Genomic DNA, 17,201 nt, shown 5'->3' with positions numbered 1-17,201 from the left:
GCCTCGACCTCCATAAAGGATCACCCAACGGCACGCAATAAAGATTGGCAAACGGTTGCTTGCTGCGGCGACCAAGACTCTGGCGGAACCACCTAGCAAACAGACGAGCGGACCGATGGATAACAGCTGCCTCCGATCCGCTCTTCGCCTCTTCTGACGCTCATGAAACAAATGCTCAGAACGCGAAGCTGGCTCCGAAAATTACCGAATGCAAGTCAGGGTCGACGGTATACGTGCTGTCATAGCTCATATCTTCTGTGCCGAAGTTGCTGTATCGATATTCGCTTCTTACACGCAAACGCTCGGAAACAGCGTACTCGAGGCCGCCACCATACGTCCCACCTGTCAGCGTTTTTTCGTCGTCGTATGTGACGCCAGTAGCGATCAATCGAGTAAATCCTTCGTAGTCGGCGAACGCAAATCCTGCGGTGCCAAACAGCAGCAGCCTGTCGAAGGCGATGCCAAATCGTCCGCGGACCGAAGCATTCCAGTCAGATGAGGCTCCGCAGACAAAAGCGGGATTAAAGCAAGGCGCCGTGGCATCGAGATCAGTCAGTGTGTAGTCCAGCTCGATTCCATAGACGAGTTTCCCTCTCTGACGATTGAACCCACCGTGAACACCGCCAGAAAATCCATCGGAATCCTCTTGAACATGGTTTGGCGCCACGGGGTTCGGGTCAAGGAACGACCAGCCGCCTTGTAGCCCCACGTAGGCCCCCGACCAGTCGTAGTCACAGCATTCCCGCCCATCAGCATCGCAATAGGAATCACATTTCGATGTACCGAAAAATCGCGGTTGCTGCGCGTGCCCGAAACTCGACATGCCAGATACGCTCAGCAACAGTCCGCCGAGGGCAACAAGACACTTTGAAAGCGAATTTTGATGAAGTTGTACCAGCATTTTATCCTTCCGTTGAATGAGGGTTGTCGATCCGTTAACGCGAACCAGCCGTCCAGGCGAGCTCAACCGCAGTCGCGCAAGTGTGCGATCCTGCCACACCTAGATATAAATCCGCGAAAACAAGCGTGCGAAATGAGTATTTCGTTCGCGCGCGTCCTGACCCGCACAACCCCCACTCCCTGACACCCAAAAACAACCAGTGGAACAAATACCCCGGCTCTACGCCGCGGCACAGCAACCGCTACCCGCTCAGACGAAGGCCACAGCAAGTCTCCACGAGAATACGCCCCCACTTCAGCCAGAGTCCTGCGGCTCGGTTTTCAGCCGATTTGGATCTCACTCACGCCCCGCAGAATGCGGCCAACGATCATCCGGCTAACTTTCCAATCCGAGCTTCCAATGTCAGCGCAGCAGCGACGCCCGATAGAATTGAAACGGAGGTGCGGGAGACAGCTCCCGAAAGGATCAAACCGAAAGCAGCCCGAGTATGCTGTCACAGACATAGAGCCAACCTTACCCGCGACGCACCGACTTCCCTCAGCAAGATGTCCGGGGCTGCTCGCGTGCCCCCGCCCAAACCGACCGCACCAGCTACGGGGATCGGAGTCAGAGCGGGGTACCTCAGGTTTCTGTACGAAGCGTTATGAAAGATCGGGTTGGAATGCAGGGATGGAAGATCCGCAGTGCTGTTGGAGTGAGGCCGTAGGCCGTACGGAAGCAGCCCTGCGAATCGCGAACAGTGTTCAAGCGTAAGTCTTCGACTTTGGGGGCACCTCAAATCGCTAACTCGATCGCGGTTGATCGAGCATGCGGACGGCACGTCGCTGCGACAGAGCGAACTTATGTTGAAACGTTGCCACTGCCGCGCGGCGCGATTGCGGGGGCGTCGGCTTCCCTTGGTGATTTACTTCATCATCTAATATATCCAAGGTCTGGTCGGCCACCATCTTCTTGAGCCGGTTGATCACTTCATCAAGTGCCTTGAGACGCTTAGCCACTTCACCTTTTCACGCCGCCGTACTGGCTGCGCCAGCGGCATGCATGGCATCTGCGTCGCGCAGATCTTTGATGATCTGTTCGAGATCGTGTCGTCGTTTCTTCATGATAGAAAGTCCTCGGCCAGGGCTGGCTTTAGACTTTCATGGTACGTGGATCAGGAGCTAGGGAGCATTCCACCCTGACTGCCCGACCACCGAAGGAGACACGATCGATGGTATGATCTTCTTTCATCAAGGTGACGAATCCGGGTTCACGATTAAGGAAGTAGAAAAGTAATGACGGCAACTCAATTCCTATCGGTTTTGCTACTAGCCTTCGGGCAGGTGTTTTTTGCTGTGGACGCTACCGACGAATTTCTTGCAAATGGAGTGACGGCTCACCGCGGCAACTCCGGTGATTTCCCCGAAAACACGCTGTCTGCATTCAAGAGTGGTATGGAAGTCGGGGCTGATTGGATCGAACTCGACATCTTTCGCACGAAGGATGGCAGACTGGTTGTGACCCACGACAAGACCACAGAGCGTGTTGGCGACAAAAACGTTAGGGTACCTGATTCAACCTACGAGGAATTGCTGGCGGTGGATGTTGCCACGGCGTTCCGGCGACGATCCGGCAATACGGTGGAGGAATGTCCGGCGCAGTGTATTCCGCTGCTGGAAGATGTACTGCGGCTGGTCATGAAGCAGAACCGCACTCGGGTCTCGATACAGCCCAAGATGGATTGTGTGGCCGAGGCCGTTGAACTGGTAAAGGAATTAAAGGCCGAGCGTTGGGTTGGCTTTAACGACGGCAACCTGCAATTCATGACCGAGGTAAAGCAACTCGCTCCAGAAATCCCAGTCTTCTGGGATCGGGGTGCCGGAACGAACATCGACGACGACATTCGCATCGCCAAACAACACGGTTTTGAATCCCTTGTGCTTCAGTACAGCGCTATCACCCCGGAGAAGGTTCAAAAGATCAAAGCTGCGGGGCTGGAAGCCGGAGCGTGGACTGTCAACGATCAGTCCATGATGTCCAAATTGCTCGATATTGGAGTCCAGCGTATCTATACGGATCACCCCAGTGCGTTGCTGGCGCTAAAACGTGAACTGTAGTTTCGCAACGTTGCTTGCGAAGGTGCGATCAAGCATCACTTGAAAGGCGTCTGTACTGACGAGGAGTCCACCCTATGGTCGTTCACCGCGATCCTCTTTTTAGACTGATATAGATGGCGCGGTGATAAAGAAGATCCTGGCCGCCACGCTAACCACGTCCTAAACGACTGGTTCGGGCACTCCGGTGCGGTTGCTGAAACGCACTACCTGCAAACGACCGAAGCCGACTTTGCCGAAGCGGTGAAAACACCCGAGAAACCCGGCACAAATGAAGCGAATCGACCCCCGCGCCGTGGTAACGCCGGTGGTAACGCCGGTGGTAACAACTCTGCCGGGGCGGGAAGTGTCCCGAGGGGGCACGATGGCAAAAAGCCAAGAAAAAACCCACCCGAGACATGTCAAGACACGTCAGGAGTGGGCATTTATACACCCCAGAGGATTCGAACCTCTAACCTTCGGTTCCGTAGACCGATGCTCTATCCAATTGAGCTAGGGGTGCGTTGCTGCGATGAAGCATAGCTTTTTTGATTTACGCTGGCAAGCCGGACTCCCGATTCTATTGGGGCAAATCTCTTTTTCAAACGGGCACGTTGCGGGAAGTGGTAACCCGACGGGTACGCGAGGCTTCAGAGTGCCCTCGCTTACGCGGCAGGTTGCCATCAATCCCTCGACTCAAGCAGTGCTTTCCCCCGATTCGATCGCCCATTTCGGATTTTCTTGGAGCGATGGTGCCGTAATGACCGCCGTTGCCGCTAGGATCGGCGGTTCCCAAACGCAACTGCTCGGTTCGCCTGCGATCCAGAAGAGACGCTGCCGCCGGTGGCGGTTCGCAGAAATCGGGATTTTCGCTGCTGGGGGGGCCTGGCAGTTGGCACTGCGTTTCCAATGGGAGGGGGCTAATCGCTAGCAAAGGCATGTAACTCCAGGTGCAGCCGAGGACATAAGTTCGCGGCGGGATTTGCTTGATTCATCGCTCCTAAACGATTTAAATAGAGGTTCGCTTTTTGCCGTTTTTGGGTTTTTGCGCGGTCTGATTTACGTCTTGCGGGGTTGTTTAAGATTACCCACTGCAGGGATGTGGTGCCGATTGCGATTCCATCGGCGAGAACGCCCCCCGCTGCAAAAGCTCTCCCCGCCTCGCTCCCACCGGCCTGCCATGCATGTTCCCACGCTGTCATCCATCGTTTCCCCTCGCGCGCACTGCATCGGTGTTGCTGCCTGCCTGAGTCTGCTGGTGGCGGCGACGGGCTGCGATTCTCCCGCAGCGGCAATGAAGTCCGAACCGAAGCCGGAACCGCTGGAGACGATCGAGGCGGAGTTGATGACGGTGGCACTGCAGCCGTGGCCGACGATCGTTCGCAGCCAGGGGAGTTTGGATGCCGACGAAGAATCGGTCGTGGGGGCGAAGGTCGCCGGCCGTGTGGCGGAGGTGCATGTCGACCTGGGCGATTATGTCAACGTCGGCGATCCGTTGGTGACGCTGGACCAAGCCGAATTTCAACTGAAGGTCGACCAGACCGAAGCTCAATTGGAACAAGCTCGCGCGGCGGTTGGGTTGCGAGCCGGCGTGCCGGTCTCCGAATTAAATCCCGAAAACGCTCCGCCGGTCCGCCAGCAGCGGGCGCTGTGGGAAGAAGCGCAAAGCAGCCTCAAGCGACTCGAGAGCCTGAGAGTTCAGAAGGCTGTCTCCGAAGGCGAATACGAACTCGCCGCGGCTGCGGAACGGGTCGCCGAAGCTCGCTACGCTTCGGCACTGAACGGCGTCTACGAAAAGATCGCCGCGATCGGCAGCTACCAAGCCGAACTGTCGCTCGCCCGCAACCAGTTGACCGACGCGATCATCCGCTCGCCGCTGGAGGGTTTCATTCACCAACGGCTGACCGCACCAGGGTCCTACATCTCGGTAGGCCAGAGTATCGCTGTCGTCGTCCGCACCTCGCCGCTGCGTTTCCGCAGCTCGGTTCCCGAGCGACGCGCTCAGGCACTTTCGTTGGGCCAACAGGTACGGCTGCAAATCGAATCGGTCCCGGAGCCGCGGACGGCGACGATCACGCGAATCAGCCCGATGCTGGATCAGCAGAGTCGTTCGTTGGTCTTCGAGGCGGAGATCGAAAACGAGGGCCAGGAGCTGCGAGGCGGACTGTTTGCCGAAGCGGAGATCGTGGTCGACGACGACGCCACCGGCTTGGTCGTCCCGCAATCGGCGATCAACGAATTCGCGGGAGCGGAAAAGACCTGGAAGGTTGTAGACGGCGAACTTGTCGAGCAGGAGGTGCTGATCGGAAAACGCCGTAACGGACAGCTGGAAGTTCTGCAAGGGCTGCAATCGGGAGACGTGATCTTGCGCGACGCGTCGCAGGGTCGGATCGCGAAGATCAAGCCTTAACGCAACAAGACGATCAACCGGTGGGCGATGTTTTTCAACGCTCTTCGGAATCCCGCCCGCCGTGTAATTTCTCTGGGGCTAATACCCCACTCAAAATAGTCGCTCATAGGGAACGAGAGCTTTGTATTGGCTAGCTGAAGTTTGCGTAAAGCGTCCGGTCTTCGCTTTGATGTTGATCACTGCGTTGGTCGTCGCTGGAGCTGTTGCGTTTCCACAGCTGGGCGTCGACAGGTTCCCGAACCTCGACATGCCGCAGGTCTTTGTCCGCACGACGTATCTCGGCGCGGCGGCAGAGGAGGTGGAATCGGAGGTCAGCAGCGTCATCGAAGACGCGGTTGCGACGGTCGCGGGGATCGACGAACTGCGATCGATCTCGGCCAACGGTCGCTCGTTTGTGATCGTCACCATCGAACTGGATCGCGACATCGATGCGGCGATTCAAGACGTTCGCGATGCGGTGGCGGGAGTCGCCAATCTGTTGCCGCCGGGGATCGATCCACCGATCGTGCAGAAGCGTGATCTCGATTCGTCGCCGATCATGACGCTGGCCGTCTCGGGCCCGCGGTCGGCTCGGGAACTGTACGTGATGGCGGATCGATATGTCAAAAACGTGATCGAATCCTCCAGCGGCGTCGGTGAGGTGAAAATCTCCGGAGCGGCCGACCGGGCGATCCAGGTCGACATCGACGCTCGGCGGCTGGCGGCACACCGGCTGTCGATCCTGCAGGTTCGGGACGCCTTGGTGCGTCAGAACGCCGAGGTGCCGGGCGGATTGATGAACGAAGGGCAACGCGAACGGTCGCTGCGAACGCTGGGGCGAATCTCCGAATCGCACCGGTTTCCCGATCTGACGGTCGCCACGGTCGGCGACACCGCGGTGCGGTTGAGCGAATTAGGGACGGTGACCGACGGAACCAAAGAGGTCCGCACGCTCGCTCGGCTCAACGGCCAGCCGGCGGTCCTGTTGGAGATCCAACGCCAGAGCGGCGAGAACACGGTCGCGGTGATCGACGCGATCAAAGAGCAATTGCCGCGCAGCCAGGAACTGTTACCCGACGATATCCGCGTCGAAGTCATTCAAGATCAATCGCGTTACATCGTCGAAGCGTTGCACGAGATCGAACGCCACCTGATCTCCGGCAGCATCCTGGCCTGCTTGACGGTGATGCTGTTCATGCGATCGTGGCGGTCGACGATCATCGCGTCGGTGGCGATCCCGGCATCGATCATCGCGACGTTTGCGTTCATGAAATGGTTCGGCTTCACGTTGAACAACGTCACGATGCTGGCTTTGGTGTTGATGGTCGGCGTGGTGATCGACGATGCGATCGTAGTTCTCGAAAACGTTTTCCACTGCATCGAAGAGAAGGGGATGGCGCCGGCGGAAGCCGCCGTGACGGGAACGAAAGAGATCGGACTTGCGGTCCTGGCGACAACGATCTCGCTGGTGATCGTCTTCCTGCCGGTCTCGTTCCTGTCGAGCGTTACGGGACGGTTGCTGTTCGAGTTTGGTGTGACAGCGACCGTGGCGATCCTGATCTCGATGCTTGTCAGTTTTTCGCTGACGCCGATGATGTGCAGCAAGCTGTTGCGGCCGATCGACAAGCCGACCGAAGACGAGTCCGGCAAGTCGAAAAAGAGTGCGGCGGTCAAATCCCGTGGCGGCGTCTACTCCTGGATCGAGGGAGCTTATCTGTGGATGCTGGCCCGGGCGCTGCGGTTCCGCTGGCTGGTGTTAGTTGTTGTGGTGCTGGTGATCGCGTCGAACATTCCGCTGAGCCAATGGGTGCGCCGCGACTACATCCCGTTGAACGTCGACGAATCGGAATTCGAGATTCGAGCGGAGGCAAAACCGGGAGCGAGCTTGCTGGCGATGCAAGCGACGATCGACCGCGTGGAGGCGGAACTCGACAAGATCGACGGCATCGAGGCGGTGATGACGACCGTCGGCACCGGCGGCTACGGCGACGTCAACCGCGCAAAGATGTTCGTGCGATTGCAGGACAGCCGCGAGAGAACGTTTTCGTTTGGACGACTGTGGGACGGTTTGCTGACTGGCGATCCGAAGGCTGCGTTCCGCGGAAACTTCACTCAACGCGAAAAGATGGGAGAGATCCGCAAGCGATTGTCTCCGATCAAAGATCTGCGGCTATCGGTCCGCAACCTGACTTCGCTGCGGCAGGGAGCCCCCGTCGATATCGACTTTGCAATCATGGGCCCCGACGCCGAGAAGTTGCTGGAATTCAGCGACAAGATGAAGGCTAGGGTCAAAGAGATCCCTGGAATCGTCGACGTCTATTCGACGCTGCAGATCAACAACCCCGAGTTGCTGGTGTCGATCGATCGCCAGCGGGCGGCGGCGCTTGGGGTCGAGGTGCGTGAGATCGCCGATACACTGCGAGTGGCCGTCGGCGGCGACGACCGCGTCTCGCGATACTTGGATCAATCGGCGGGCGACGCCTACGATGTCGAACTGCGGCTTGTCGGTCTGGACCGCAACGACATCCAATCGATCTCTCAGCTGTACGTGCGGACCAATCCGATGCTGCCGACCACATCGGCGAATGATTTGGTCGTCGCGGCGATCGAGACGGGGCTGAGTGGTTCGATGACGCGGATCGATAACGTTGTCGATTTCGAATACAGCCAGGCGGCGTCGCGAATCGACCGCTTGAGTCGCCAGCGGATGGTGTCGGTGCGAGCGAACATCGCCAACGGTTACGCGTTGGCCGACCGGATCGAAGCGATGGAGCAAGTGGCAAACGAAATCGGTCTGCCCGAAGGCTTTAACTACGAGATCCTCGGCGGCGGCCGCGAGCTGGAACGAACGATCACCGACTTCGGTTGGACGTTTGTGTTGTCGTTCATCTTCATGTACATCGTGCTGGCGGCTCAGTACGAAAACATGGTCTACCCGCTGATCATTCTCCTGTCGTTGCCACTGGCGATTCCGTTTGGTTTGATCAGTCTGTATTGGGGCGGCGAGACGTTGAACCTGTATTCGGCGCTTGGCATCTTGGTGCTGTTTGGCGTGGTCAAGAAGGCGGCGATTTTGCAAGTCGATCACACCAACGCGCTGCGATCGCAAGGGATCGGCCGGCACGATGCGATCATGCAAGCCAACCGCGACCGCTTGCGTCCGATTCTGATGACGACGGTTTCGTTTGTCGCCGGTCTGCTGCCGCTGTTGATCGCAACGGGGCCGGGAGCCGAAGAGCGGCGTTCGATTGCGGTGCTGGCCGCCGGCGGCCAGACTCTGTCGTTGATCCTGACGCTGCTGGCGATCCCCGTGCTGTATACCTTCTTCGACGACCTGGGCAAGCTTCCCGGTTGGTTGATGAAGCCGACCAAGAGCGAACCGGCACGCGTCGACTCCGCCAGCAGCATCGCGTCGTAGAAGTTGGTCGCCTTTCGCTCCGCGAAAGTGCGTGCCCATAACAGCACGAAGCGCAAGCGAGTGATTTTTCTCTCGAGAGTTCACTCGCTCGCGCTTCGTGCTGGTATTTCGCATGGCACCGGGGCCTTACGACCCCGGCAGGAGATGTGTCGGCCTCCGGCCTTAGTCGCTTCCTCGAGCGATGTTGTCTTGATGACGAATGATCGGTTGGTTGGTCGCCTTTCGCTCCGCGAAAGTGCGTGCCCATACCAGCACGACGTGCAAGCGAGTGATTTTTCTCTCGAGAATTCACTCGCTTGCGCTTCGTGCTGGTATTTCGTGCTCGTGTTTTTGGCGGCGATTTGGGAGAGAGGATGTGCCGCGGACGCACTTTCGCGGAGCGAAAGGCGACCATCGCTCATACTAGCACGAAGCGCAAGCGAGTGATTTTTCTCTCGAGAGTTCACTCGCTCGCGCTTCGTGCTGGTATTTCGCGCCCGTATTTTTGGTGGCGGCCTTTGGCTAACCGATGATCTCGCGGCGGTTGCTGACATAATCCCAGATGACGAAGCGGTCGAGGTCTTTGCCGCTGGTAAAGATCACCCGGCCTTTGGTGCTTTCGGCTAATCGATACGCAAACCGGATGTCCTCTTCGCTCTGCGACCAACTGGGGATCAAGAAAATGTTGATCGTAATCCCCTCGCGATGGCAGAGCATCGCTTCACGCATCGTCGCCTGTTCGGTCTGCGGATCGGGCGGGTAGAGCATGAACAGGTGGTTGTCTTCGAAGTGAGCTGTCGGCAGGCCGTCGGTGATAAGAACGACCTGACGGTTGGGCGTGTCGGTCGTCACCAGATTCTGCCGAGCCAATTGCAGCGAGCGTTGGATGTTGGTGAAGTGAGGATGGATCTGCGATTCGCTGATATCCTCGCGACTCATGTCCGCCCTCAACCGCACCCAAGGATCGTGGATCGTGACCGGCTTGGGCATCAGTTCGATCAGCTCGCTGGCGTGCCGCATCTTGGCGAAGGTGTACATCTCGATGAACCGCAAGAAGTCGCCAGGGTATTCGCTGGTGATCAGTCCCTGCAGTGCCAACGCCATCCGTTTGACGTTGATGTATTGCCCGTCGTACCGCATCGAACCACTCATATCCATGATCACGCACGTTGCGCACTTGGGATGGTTTCGCGTTCGATGGACTTCGATATCCTCGCTGCGCAACTGCAGCGGCCGCGTGTCGCCATGCCGCAACAACGCGTTGATGACGGTCTGCGGGAGGTCAATGTTGGCAACGCTGTCGCCAAATTCGTAGGGCTTGGTTTGCTGTAATTCGACAGCTCCGTCCCCTTCGACCGCGTCGGGATGCCTGCCGCTGCGAGAGGCTTGTAGGTCGCTGAAGATCCGCGACAGCAGCTTCCCCTGAAACAGCTTGTAAGCCTGCGGTGTCAGCCGATAGTTGCCGGTTTTGTTATCGCGGTCGAGCCCCTGACGCTCGGCCTGTTCGCGCATGTAGTTCTCGACCTGCTGGCGGAGTTCTTCGAGTTCATTCAAATCGCCCGGCTCGGCGAACTCTTGCAACAGATCCATATCGATGATCCCGATCTGCGCAGTCTTGGCAGCCTCTTCCAGCTGCCGCAGCAGTTCATCGATCTTCTCCAGCTCTTCCTTGATCTCCAACGCCTTGGGGACCGACATCGGTTCGCGGCCGGTGAACTCATATTTGCTGACCAGTTCGGCGATCAGCAGCTTGTCATTCATCCGTTGCATTACGCCCAGCAGACCGCGAGCAAAAGGAGAATGATCGCTGTCGGCTTGATACCACAACCGCTCCAGATCGTAGGGCTGCTCCTCCGCGATCCCGCGGCGGTACGCCTTCTCCAGATCCTTGGGCGGACGGACGGCGCTGGCACTCTGTTGGTACGCGCAGCGGGCACGCTTTTGAGCGGCCGCGGTTTCGTAGGTCTCCAGGATCTTGCGTTTCCGCTCTTCGAGCATCTGGCGCAGCATATCGATGCTCGGGCCAAGGCCGGCGATCTGGCTGGGATCCAACTTCACCGCGCGGGCCAATTCCTCTTCGGACAACTCGCGATAGTTGCCGAACATCATCGCGTGTTCAAACGCCGACGAGACCAGATCGGGAGGCGGCTGCGTCGGGCTAGGGAATTGCGCCGGATCAAATTTCTGATACGAATGGATGATCCCGCCAGGACGTTTTTTCATAATGATCTTCTTGTTGCTACAGGCCCCGTTACGGCGCAGTTGCTGACTTAAGCAGGTCGCATTGCATTTTTTCGTTCCACCGCCATCGGGCCGCCCTGCCCGTAAAACACGCGGGGGATGCCCACGCGGTTAAACGACAAGCCTCTTCAAAAACGCGGGGGGATGCCCACGCGGTTAAACGAAAAGTCTCCTTGCAGGCTGCTTAGATTTCGTATTCGATCGATCCGTGTCGCTGGGAGCGGCTGATGTGGTCCATGCTATACAGTCCGGCTAGGACAAATTCGACGCAACTGGCGCGGACCGGTTCGCTGGCGCTGGCGTTGACTTCAAACGCCTTCTCCCAAACCGGAGGGACTCGTTTCAGTCGCTCGGCATAGACCGTAGAGGGCAACATGTCACCGACCTCGACGCGTACTCCCTTCTTGAAGATCTCGCCGATCTCTGCGGTGCCATGCTGTTCGACATACTTCTGGAAGACGACCTGAATCGCTTCGGCGACGACGGCGTCCAGGACTTGGCGTTCGCTCATTTGGTGGCTGCCCATCAGATCCAGCTCCAACTTCCCCAGAGCACTGCTGTAGATGTGACCGAGGTCGCTGATCCGCGGCACCGCGGGGGATTCGCCGAGGACGACCGAACGCTGCCGCGCCGAGGCGACCATCGTGCGGAAGTTCGCTAACGAGAACCTCGCCGACACGCCCGATTGATGATCGATGAACTTGCTGCGCCGCGCCTGTTTGGTGATCTCTTCGACCACTTCGTACATGAAATACGGAACCTGAACGGGGAACGGTCCGCCGAGATCGTCGTTGGCTTCCTGCTGCAGGATCGCAATCCCCTGGTCGCGGTCGCTGGGGTAATGCGTCTGGATGATCGACCCGATCCGATCCTTCAACTGTGGAATCACCTTGCCCGAGCGGTTGTAGGTGCTGGGGTTGGCGGAGAAGAGGATCATCACATCGAGGTCGAATTTGATCGGATAGCCGCGGATCTGAACGTCCCGTTCCTCGAGGATGTTGAACAGACCAACCTGCACGAGATCGTCCAGTTCGGGCAATTCGTTCATCGCAAAGATGCCGCGGTGCATCCGCGGGATCAAGCCAAACGCGAGTGCCGCTTCGGCGTTCATGCTGACACCGCTTGTCAGTTTGCCCGGGTCGATCTCACCGATGATGTCGGCGAACTTTGTCCCGGGACTCAACCGTTCGCTGTACCGATCGTTGCGATGCCACCAAGCGATCTTGATCTGATCCTCAGGCAACTCCTTCACCAAACGCTTCCCCAAGGCGGTGATCGGGTCCATTGGATCTTCGTGGACCGGCAATTCGGGGTGATCGATGTAGGGAGTCCACTCGTCGAGAAAGCGGACCAACATCCGCATGATGCGACTTTTCGCTTGTCCCTTTTCGCCCAGGAACAGCATGTCGTGCCCCGCCAGGATCGCCAGATTGATCTCGGGGATGACGGTGTCGTCATAACCGACGATGCCGGGGAACAGTACGTCGCCAGCCTGCAACGCCACCAGGAAGTTATCGCGCAGCTCGTGTTTGACGGTCTTCGATTTCCAGCCCGATTGGCGCAGTTCACTGAGATTCGAAATGGAGGGGACTTCGCTTGGGGTACTCATGCAGATCGGTGACCTGGGGATTCGATTGAGGCGGAGACGGATGACGCAGGTGGGTACAGGAACATTATACCGGGCCGACTAGGAAGGAAAGCGAGAAGGGGCAGTCGCAAAGCGATGGCATGTGAGAGCCTGGGACGCAAGTCCTGTCGGTTATACATAAGTCGTAGGCAACGGCGAAAGCAAGGGGCGAAAGGGACAGGCACATTCCTCACACGCCTGACGCGGGCCGAAGGTCCAGCAATTTGCATAGCCCAGCCTGCAGGGCTGGGTATCAGCCAACGGCGCCCGGTTTCATTTTATTACAACGGGCGAAGGGGCAACGCCCCGGGGTAGCTGGTGACAATCGACCGGGCCTACAGCCCAACCATGTCAATCATCGCCGCTAGAACCCAGGCCGATGGCCTGGGCTATGTAAATGGTCGAGCCTGCGGCCCTGACTCCGATAAATGCGATGTGGAACGGCCTGCGACGAACGAAAGACTTTTCGCTGACCTGGCAAGCGTTCGGTCGCGAGTGCGATAGACCACGACTGGCGGACACTCCAAGGATTACTCAGAATCTTCCCAGGAGAAAATAATGCCAGAGAACCCTAGACAGCCGCGACGTGTGCATTCGGACGAGTTTAAACGCAGTGCCGTGGAGCTCGTTACGAAGAAGGGCTACACGATCAAACAGGCCGCCGATGCAGTTGCAGTGGCTCCGAGGAGCATCCGCGATTGGATCAAGAAATTTGACGCCAGTGCGATCCCCGCTTCAGTCGGCTCAAGCAACGATGCGCTGATTGCCGAGAACCGTCGCCTGAAGAAGGCGCTGCTGCAGGCCGAAATGGAACGAGACATATTAAAAAAAGCCACGGCGTATTTTGCGAAGGAGTCGAAATGAAGTACGCCTGGATCAAACAACATCGCGACTCGTTTCCAATTCAGACCATGTGCCGAGTGATGCGTGTCAGCAGGAGCGGCTATTACGCCTGGTGCGTGCGCGAGCCAAGTGCACGCAAGCAAAGAACGAATAAGATTCGCGCGGATGTTCAGCGGGTGCACGCCAGTTCGAAGCAGATCTACGGAAGCTACAAGGTCGCTGAACTGATGCAGGCCGACGCGCAGCTCGAGTCGGCAAGTCGCAATACGGTTGCCAAGGCGATGCGTGAAATGGGCCTAAAAAGCAAGGTCCACAAGCGTTTCACTCCAACGACCACGGTCGCCGATCCAACCAAAGTCCCCGCACCGAATCTACTCGACCAGGTCTTCGAGGCGGAAGGACCAAACCGCAAATGGGTAACCGATATCACCTATTTGCCATCGGCCAACGGCTGGATCTATCTTGCTGTTGTGCTCGATCTGTTTAGCCGCAAAGTGGTTGGATGGTCGATTTCCGAAAGCCTCGCAACGCCTCTGGTTGAAGATGCGTTGAGGCAAGCGATCGCAAATCGACGGCCCGACACAGCGAACCTGCTGCACCACAGCGATCGTGGATGCCAGTACACCAGCAGCGAGTATCAACGTACGCTGAAGACTCTCGGCATCACCTGCTCGATGAGCCGCACTGGATGTTGTTATGACAACGCCGTGATGGAACGATTCTTTTGGTCCCTGAAACATGAGTGGACCAAATTTGAATCGTTTGCCGATATCAACGATGCCCGAAGCAGCGTATTTGAATACATCGAAGCGTTTTACAACTCCACGCGAATTCATCAAACCCTTGGCTACCGAACTCCCAACCAGTTCGAAGTCGACCACGAGCAATCCTTAGCCCTTTGACGCCCCTTGGAGTGTCCGTCAGTCGTGGTCTATCGCAAGGGGCGAGAGCTTAGTTGGCGCGGACTACGTTGACTCGCAAGCGAGCCGGCGCGACGCTGAGGACTTGTTCCAAGAGAGCAGGCGTATGGCGGAGCGTCAGCGGCTTCTTCGCTCGATCGTCCTCGACCACCAGGTGACATGTGGCGAGTTGTTTGCCGCCAAACTGCCAGCGGACCAGATGGCTGCCAGCGGGCAAGTCGACGGTTCCGGCTTTGCGATTGCGCTGCCCTTCGACCGACAACGGAACCGTTTGGTTGTTGACCGCAACGACAACCGCATCCGCTTTATCGGTTCCGGTGCTGGTGACAAATCGGATCGTCGAGTTCTCGGGGAGATCAATCAGGCCGACAAACTCGAGCGAGATCGTCCCGGCTTGGATCCCCAATTGGTCGAGGATCTGCGAGAAGGCGTCGTGCGTAAGGTTCAGTCCGGCGTCGTAGCGGATCAGGGCGCTGACATCCAATCCGTCGGCCTTCAATCGCCCAAGCATGCCAGTCAGGTTCCCCGCGGGCATCGCGGCGGCGGGCGCGGCGGCTATCGAAGGCGTCGGCGCGACGGTCCGCAAGTCGGCTGGAAGCATCGCATCGAGCTCGGCCAACTTCCGCTCGAGGTCCTTGGCTTTTAAGCCCGAACTCTCCAGCATCGCTTCGGCGACGAGATCGCGAGCGTGCAGCAGGATCGATTCGCCACCGCGGCCGCGGACATCCGCAGCACACTCGATCCAACTGTTGACAAGATCCAAGGTACTATCGGGAGCTGCGGCGGTATCGATTTCCATCTGCGCGACCTTAGCCAACTTGGGCGTCGACGCATGCTTCAGCCAAGGCAATCCCTGTGGCCAATCGTAGAGGTACAAGCAGAGATACCGCCCGACCGAATTGGCAGCCGAAGCGGAGGCGGTGGTCGGAGTCGATTCGGCCAACGCTTTGGTCGCCAGCGGCGCGATCCTCTTAGCCTGCTTGATCGCATCGGATTGCAAGTTGATCCGCACCCGCAGATCGTTGTCGCCCAACTTGACCGCCAGCGTCGTCGCTCCGCGGAGCGTGGTGGCGGCCGAATCAAACTCCTCGGCTCGCAATAACAGTTCGCTGGTCGACAGCGCCCAACCGATCACACGTTCCTTTTGCGTGATCGTCTGCGCACCATTAATCAACGGTTCCAACAGCAACTGTCGCAGCTGGACCTCGCTCGCCTGGTATTCTCTCGTCAGCTGCAGAAGCGCCTGTTGCGCATCGGCACCGCGGCCCATCATCAACAAATGCTGCGACGATTCCAACAACAGCACCCAGCGATCGGCCGACCCCGGTTCGCTCTCGGTCGCCGTCTGCAACAACTTGCGAATATTGGAAACGAGATCGGCATCGGTATTAGCCGCCGGCAGATCGGCTCGCAAACGAGCCAGCCGCTCGGTCGCCACCGCGATCTCATCGGCTGAAGGTTTGGGAAACCGCGAATCCTGCAGACCGCCGTCGGCTTCGACTGCGGGCTGGAGATCAACTTGTGCAAAGGGATCGACAGCCGGATCGGCAGCTGCCGCCGGAGGAGCGACAGGAGTTGCGATCGGCGCTGGCGTTGCGGGAACTGGCGGCATCGGATCGGTCGGCACGTCGGCCGTCGGCATCGGGCTGTCCGAACTGGCAGCGTCCGCTGGCATCGGTTCAATCGATTCGGATTCCAATGACTTCGGTTCAGTCGATTCCGGGTCGGTGATCGGTGCGGGAGTCGACGGCGATTCGGGAGCGACACTTGGGGCGTCTTCGAGCGTTGCCGACGGTTCGACGTTAGGGACAAACACCAACGGGTCCGCCGACGATGGAGCGGTTCCTGGCAACGACCGATGAACGGGCATCGGCTCGCTTTCCGACGGCGATGCTTCCAAACCGTCCGATTCCGACGGCACGACAAACGCCTCGGCAAAGGGACTGACTGGCTCGGCGGCCGGAGCTGGTTCGTCGACTTCGGCAACCGGGAAATCGGTCGTCAGCTGAGGCGAAGCGGCCGCGCTGCCGAGCTGTCGAGCAATCGGTTCGGGAGCGGCCGAGACCGTCGTCGCCGCGGCTGTTAGCTCTCCGCTGGGCGGATCGTCGGCGGAGGACATCGCGATCACGATCGGCAGCACGATCAAGATCGAGACGCTGGCCATTGCCGACGCAACCCAGACGGCGCGGCGCGAAAATGGAAACAGTCCCATTCGCCGGGCGACAGTTTTCCAGCCCGCTTCGGCTTGCAGACCAACCGGCAGATAGGTGTCGTCGGCGGCCGAGGGATCGAAGCGGTCGCGGAGTTCGTCTTGAGTGACGACGGTGGCGTGCCGCGGTTTCCACCACGGTTTGACTTGGGCTGGCGGAGATTCCAGCTGCAATAACTGGACCCGCTGCATCAACTCGTTGCGACCGCGAGGGTCTAACAAGCGATAGGTAGACGCCGCGATGCTGGCGATCCGATCGTCGAAGCCATGCCGCGTATCGGTCGGTTCATCCAACGCAACCGCCGCCGTTGCATCGCCAGCGGCGCGACGAATCACTCCGACGCGAGCCTCGCGAACACCGATCCCTAATCGAACAAAATCATCCACGCGAACACGAGGTCCGACGGAATGGGTTTCGTCGATTCGTTCTATGGTACGGGTAGCCATGGCGATAGTAATTGAAACAGGCAGCAAATCGCCCGTCAAACGAATCTTTCGAAGGTAGGTTGCGACGCGAGCGGCGGGGAAGTGTACAGCCTTCCCCTCGATTATAGACAGCGCAATCTATCGGCAGGTTCCGTCCTGGAGCAAAAGCTTGTTTT

At 58.4% G+C, this 17,201-nt stretch carries 9 protein-coding genes, 1 tRNA gene and 1 pseudogene; 5 read left to right on the top strand and 6 right to left on the bottom strand.

What is annotated here, in order from left to right; translation table 11 throughout:
* Positions 1-175 precede the first annotated feature (175 nt).
* Positions 176-901 carry an outer membrane protein gene (locus tag CA51_RS00610; RefSeq protein ID WP_145117219.1) on the bottom strand — a complete coding sequence of 242 codons (726 nt, stop codon included), beginning with the start codon at positions 899-901 and terminating at the stop codon, positions 176-178.
* Positions 902-1,762: 861 nt separating this feature from the next.
* Positions 1,763-2,004 (bottom strand): annotated as a pseudogene (locus tag CA51_RS26040) (IS3-like element ISBlma5 family transposase); the annotation flags it as partial.
* 171 nt (positions 2,005-2,175) lie between these two features.
* On the opposite strand from CA51_RS26040, the gene CA51_RS00605 reads away from it, so the two are divergent.
* On the top strand, positions 2,176-2,997 hold the full coding sequence (locus tag CA51_RS00605; RefSeq protein WP_145117218.1) for a glycerophosphodiester phosphodiesterase: 822 nt from the start codon (positions 2,176-2,178) through the stop codon (positions 2,995-2,997).
* Between the two features lie 425 nt (positions 2,998-3,422).
* On the opposite strand, the gene CA51_RS00600 is transcribed toward CA51_RS00605, so the two are convergent.
* Positions 3,423-3,496 (bottom strand) — tRNA-Arg (locus CA51_RS00600).
* A 657-nt stretch (positions 3,497-4,153) separates the two neighbouring features.
* Here CA51_RS00600 and CA51_RS00595 point away from each other — a divergent pair.
* On the top strand, positions 4,154-5,383 hold the full coding sequence (locus CA51_RS00595) for an efflux RND transporter periplasmic adaptor subunit (protein WP_197451492.1): 1,230 nt from the start codon (positions 4,154-4,156) through the stop codon (positions 5,381-5,383).
* Positions 5,384-5,504: 121 nt separating this feature from the next.
* A complete protein-coding gene (locus CA51_RS00590; protein ID WP_145117216.1) occupies positions 5,505-8,780 on the top strand; it encodes an efflux RND transporter permease subunit in 3,276 nt (1,091 codons plus the stop codon).
* A gap of 501 nt (positions 8,781-9,281) precedes the next feature.
* Here the strand turns inward: CA51_RS00590 and CA51_RS00585 are convergent.
* Together CA51_RS00585 and CA51_RS00580 are read right to left on the bottom strand one after the other, a co-directional pair.
* Positions 9,282-10,982, bottom strand: coding sequence for a vWA domain-containing protein (locus CA51_RS00585; protein WP_145117215.1), 1,701 nt, complete (start codon positions 10,980-10,982; stop codon positions 9,282-9,284).
* Between the two features lie 202 nt (positions 10,983-11,184).
* Positions 11,185-12,609 carry a magnesium chelatase ATPase subunit I gene (locus CA51_RS00580; protein WP_145117214.1) on the bottom strand — a complete coding sequence of 475 codons (1,425 nt, stop codon included), beginning with the start codon at positions 12,607-12,609 and terminating at the stop codon, positions 11,185-11,187.
* Positions 12,610-13,185: 576 nt separating this feature from the next.
* Here CA51_RS00580 and CA51_RS00575 point away from each other — a divergent pair.
* A complete protein-coding gene (locus tag CA51_RS00575; protein WP_145117213.1) occupies positions 13,186-13,491 on the top strand; it encodes a transposase in 306 nt (101 codons plus the stop codon).
* Positions 13,488-14,372: an IS3 family transposase gene (locus CA51_RS00570; protein ID WP_145117212.1), complete on the top strand. Its 885-nt coding sequence runs from the start codon at positions 13,488-13,490 to the stop codon at positions 14,370-14,372. Before CA51_RS00575 ends, CA51_RS00570 begins: the two co-directional genes overlap by 4 nt.
* A gap of 49 nt (positions 14,373-14,421) precedes the next feature.
* Here the strand turns inward: CA51_RS00570 and CA51_RS00565 are convergent, their stop codons facing one another.
* The gene (locus CA51_RS00565) at positions 14,422-16,986 is read right to left on the bottom strand and encodes a hypothetical protein (protein ID WP_197451491.1); all 2,565 of its coding nucleotides are present in this window, start codon (positions 16,984-16,986) and stop codon (positions 14,422-14,424) included.
* Positions 16,987-17,201: the final 215 nt, after the last annotated feature.

Origin of the sequence: Rosistilla oblonga, from assembly GCF_007751715.1 — a bacterium.
Classification (GTDB): domain Bacteria; phylum Planctomycetota; class Planctomycetia; order Pirellulales; family Pirellulaceae; genus Rosistilla; species Rosistilla oblonga.
The sequence above is the reverse complement of the archived record's forward strand: the minus strand, read 5'-3'. Positions and strand labels throughout refer to the sequence as shown.

Coding starts and splice junctions, on each gene's coding strand:
- CA51_RS00595 (WP_197451492.1), top strand. CDS start 4,154: ATGCATGTTCCCACGCTGTCATCCATCGTTTCCCCTCGCGCGCACTGC.
- CA51_RS00580 (WP_145117214.1), bottom strand. CDS start 12,609: ATGAGTACCCCAAGCGAAGTCCCCTCCATTTCGAATCTCAGTGAACTG.
- CA51_RS00585 (WP_145117215.1), bottom strand. CDS start 10,982: ATGAAAAAACGTCCTGGCGGGATCATCCATTCGTATCAGAAATTTGAT.
- CA51_RS00605 (WP_145117218.1), top strand. CDS start 2,176: ATGACGGCAACTCAATTCCTATCGGTTTTGCTACTAGCCTTCGGGCAG.
- CA51_RS00610 (WP_145117219.1), bottom strand. CDS start 901: ATGCTGGTACAACTTCATCAAAATTCGCTTTCAAAGTGTCTTGTTGCC.
- CA51_RS00570 (WP_145117212.1), top strand. CDS start 13,488: ATGAAGTACGCCTGGATCAAACAACATCGCGACTCGTTTCCAATTCAG.
- CA51_RS00575 (WP_145117213.1), top strand. CDS start 13,186: ATGCCAGAGAACCCTAGACAGCCGCGACGTGTGCATTCGGACGAGTTT.